The organism is Deferribacterota bacterium, from assembly GCA_034189185.1.
In the GTDB taxonomy this organism is placed as follows: domain Bacteria; phylum Chrysiogenota; class Deferribacteres; order Deferribacterales; family UBA228; genus UBA228.
Map to the genome: position 1 here is coordinate 1 of JAXHVM010000204.1, position 2,940 is coordinate 2,940.

Genomic DNA, 2,940 nt, shown 5'->3' on the forward strand with positions numbered 1-2,940 from the left:
AGTTGCCAATAAATTTTTAATGTATACACCTATTCTAACACCCCATCACTTAGATAGAGTATGCGCTTAGACCAACTTGCAACTTCATCATCATGGGTTACCAAAATTATTGTAACCTTTGACTCACTGTGTAAACCTTTTAGTAAACTTAAAATTTGATTACTTGTCTCACTATCAAGGCTACCCGTTGGTTCATCAGCAAATATAATATGGGGTTTATGTATTATCGCTCTTGCAATTGCAGCTCTTTGTTTTTCACCACCAGAAAGCTGGGCAGGTAATTTATTCTCTAAACCTTTTAAACCAACCCTCTCTAATACTTCAAAGACATAGTTTTTATTATAGTTCTTATTTAATAAAAGCGGTATTCTCACATTTTCAAAAAGAGATAGATTATCTAATAAATTAAAAAACTGGAAGATAAAACCCAGCTTTTTACGCCTATATTTAGTCATCTCTAAATCATTAGCAAAATTTAATTTTTTATTTTCAATTGTTATGCTGCCAACATCTGGGCTATCCATACCTGCTAAAATATTTAACAAAGTTGTCTTGCCACTTCCAGATCTGCCCATAATGCATAGGAATTCCCCTTTTTTAATGTATAAATCTATTCCCTTTAAGACATGTTGGCCTCCATAATATTTATGTATATTCTTTGCGCTCAACATTTATATCTCCATATAAATTTTCATCCTAATATCCCGTTAGCTCCACATAGGCTTTACCATTTACTGATCCTTCAACAACACATGCTCCTTCCCAATATATTGGTATATTCATTTCTGATGGAATAAACTCCTGATCCTTAACAAGAGGAATTACCTTTAAATCTAGGTTTTCAGAAGGTATTCTAATATACCACTTTGAGGGATATTTTTTACCTGTTTTTTTAGACCTATAATGGGATAAAACTTTGATATCAAAATCCTTTAACTTGATTGTTCTATATGAACTATCAGGATAAACTATCGTTCCCATTGATACATTTTCTATATCACCACCTTGATCTCTTAAAAGATATAACATAATATCTCTGCCATCATTTAGCTGTACCGAAAACCAGTCCCATCCTTTTATTTTTGTAGCATCATAATCTGAGTTAATTTCTCTATCAAACCAAGAGATACCTTTCACATTATATGTTTTACCATTTAAGTTAATCTCTCCTGTAGTTTTAAGTCTTGTAATTGAAAAATAGAGGGATGCACATTCCTCGCAGCTATCAACCTTCCTTGAATAACCATTGTCACCATTTTTAACTGGATTTTTCATTGCAGTTAACTCTAAATTTATACTAAAATTATCATTTTTAGAATAAATCTCAAAATTATCAATATTCCCTTTTAGATAGCTATCAAACACCCAGACAATCTTCTTGTCGGCTGAAAAACCTGCAACATTATAAGCTCCTCTTGATAAAGTGTTTTTGTAGTAATATTTATGTTTGTTAATATCAGTAATTGCTGAGTGCAACATATATACTCTATTTAGTCCAAAAGGGGATTTAAATTTTTCATTATTTACATTAACAATAAAAAAGGTAGTCTCATAACCAAAGGACTTCCCGCTATCATTTTCTAAATGCCCTGTAAAGTACCACCACTGAGAAGCAAAATTATCTCTATAATAGAGATCTCTTGGAATAGAAACACTATCATTACTACTTAACTTAGTAAAGTCCTCTGAATATAACAGTGGAGGGCTAAGTATCTTAATAAATATTAAACAAAACAAGAAATATCTATAAATCATAAATCTATTATAAAACATTTTATTTGCTATTGGGGTTTGTAAAAGAACATGGTAGGCCTACGCAACACTTTCCACATACATCTGCTAAACCATAACTAGCATGTAATTTCGCATTTTCAAGTAACATTTCATAACATTTAAATCTATCAAAAAAATTTATATTTAGTGCACCTGTAGGACATCTATCAATACACTTTCTACATATTTCTTTACTTTTATAAAGACAATATTCAATACTGTTTCTTATTGTAGGCTCAATTTTTAAATTTGTTATAAGGCTGCCAATTCTTCCTGCACAACCCTTTGAGGTTATTAACATATTATTAAGACCAAATGTACCCAAACCTGCGATATAAGCAACATGTCTGTGAGACCAGTTGCTTATCAACCTATCTTCATTAAAATTATGAGTTGCTGGAATAATATAAGTATTATATCCAAACCTACTTAATTCATTCTTTATATAAACATTTAACTTAAAAATTAATTCATTGGTTTCTACATATGCCCTTGCCCACTGTCTAGAACTATATGAACTCTCTAAATTTGTTTTTACTACATTTTTTTTAAAAGGCAAAAAATAAGCTATAACTGTTTGCCCATCCTCTAAAAGATCCCTTGGTAAAAAATGACTTGGACTAACTGCTTTTTTAAGTGAGTAAAATAAACTATCTAAAGCTTTTGCATAACCAATTAATGGCTTACGCCATATTGTTACCCCACCATTTATAGATGAAAAATCCCTAATAAACTCTTTTATCTTTTGATCAACCTCTTTTCTATTCATAATTAACAAAGATAATATTTTAATAAAGTAAAAACAAGCCGAATAGATGATTGTTTAAAAGATTTGGGCTTAATGAAGATTTGATATACACATATTGATTTTTTAAATATTACTTCTCTAAAGTATTAAGCTTTGTATGCCTATTTTTTTATAAAAAATTAACTACTCTAGAAGCACATCACCTTTTATATTTTCTATTGTCTTTTTACCAATTCCATTAATATTTATAAGCTCTTCAATACTATAAATCTTCCCATACCTTTCTCTGTACTCTATTATTGCTTCAGCTTTTACTTCACCAATCCCATCCAATGACATTAGTTGTTTTTTTGTGGCGCTATTTAAATCTATTTTTGCTATAGCAACTGTAATAAAAAAAATAAATATTAAAAATATAT

4 protein-coding genes are annotated in these 2,940 nt (G+C 29.8%); all 4 read right to left on the reverse strand.

Annotated features, from left to right (window positions below; translation table 11 throughout):
* Positions 1-29: 29 nt before the first annotated feature.
* A complete protein-coding gene (locus SVN78_09890; protein MDY6821916.1) occupies positions 30-671 on the reverse strand; it encodes an ABC transporter ATP-binding protein in 642 nt (213 codons plus the stop codon).
* Positions 672-696: 25 nt separating this feature from the next.
* On the reverse strand, positions 697-1,773 hold the full coding sequence (locus tag SVN78_09895) for a lipocalin-like domain-containing protein (GenBank protein ID MDY6821917.1): 1,077 nt from the start codon (positions 1,771-1,773) through the stop codon (positions 697-699).
* Position 1,774: 1 nt separating this feature from the next.
* Complete coding sequence (locus tag SVN78_09900; protein ID MDY6821918.1) at positions 1,775-2,542, reverse strand: epoxyqueuosine reductase; 768 nt, start codon at positions 2,540-2,542, stop codon at positions 1,775-1,777.
* A gap of 162 nt (positions 2,543-2,704) precedes the next feature.
* Positions 2,705-2,940 (reverse strand): helix-hairpin-helix domain-containing protein (locus SVN78_09905; protein ID MDY6821919.1); only part of this gene is annotated, 236 nt, incomplete at its 5' end.

Excerpts from the sequence above, each read along its gene's own strand:
- SVN78_09890 (MDY6821916.1), bottom strand. The coding sequence starts at position 671 with ATGTTGAGCGCAAAGAATATACATAAATATTATGGAGGCCAACATGTC.
- SVN78_09895 (MDY6821917.1), bottom strand. The coding sequence starts at position 1,773 with ATGTTTTATAATAGATTTATGATTTATAGATATTTCTTGTTTTGTTTA.
- SVN78_09900 (MDY6821918.1), bottom strand. The coding sequence starts at position 2,542 with ATGAATAGAAAAGAGGTTGATCAAAAGATAAAAGAGTTTATTAGGGAT.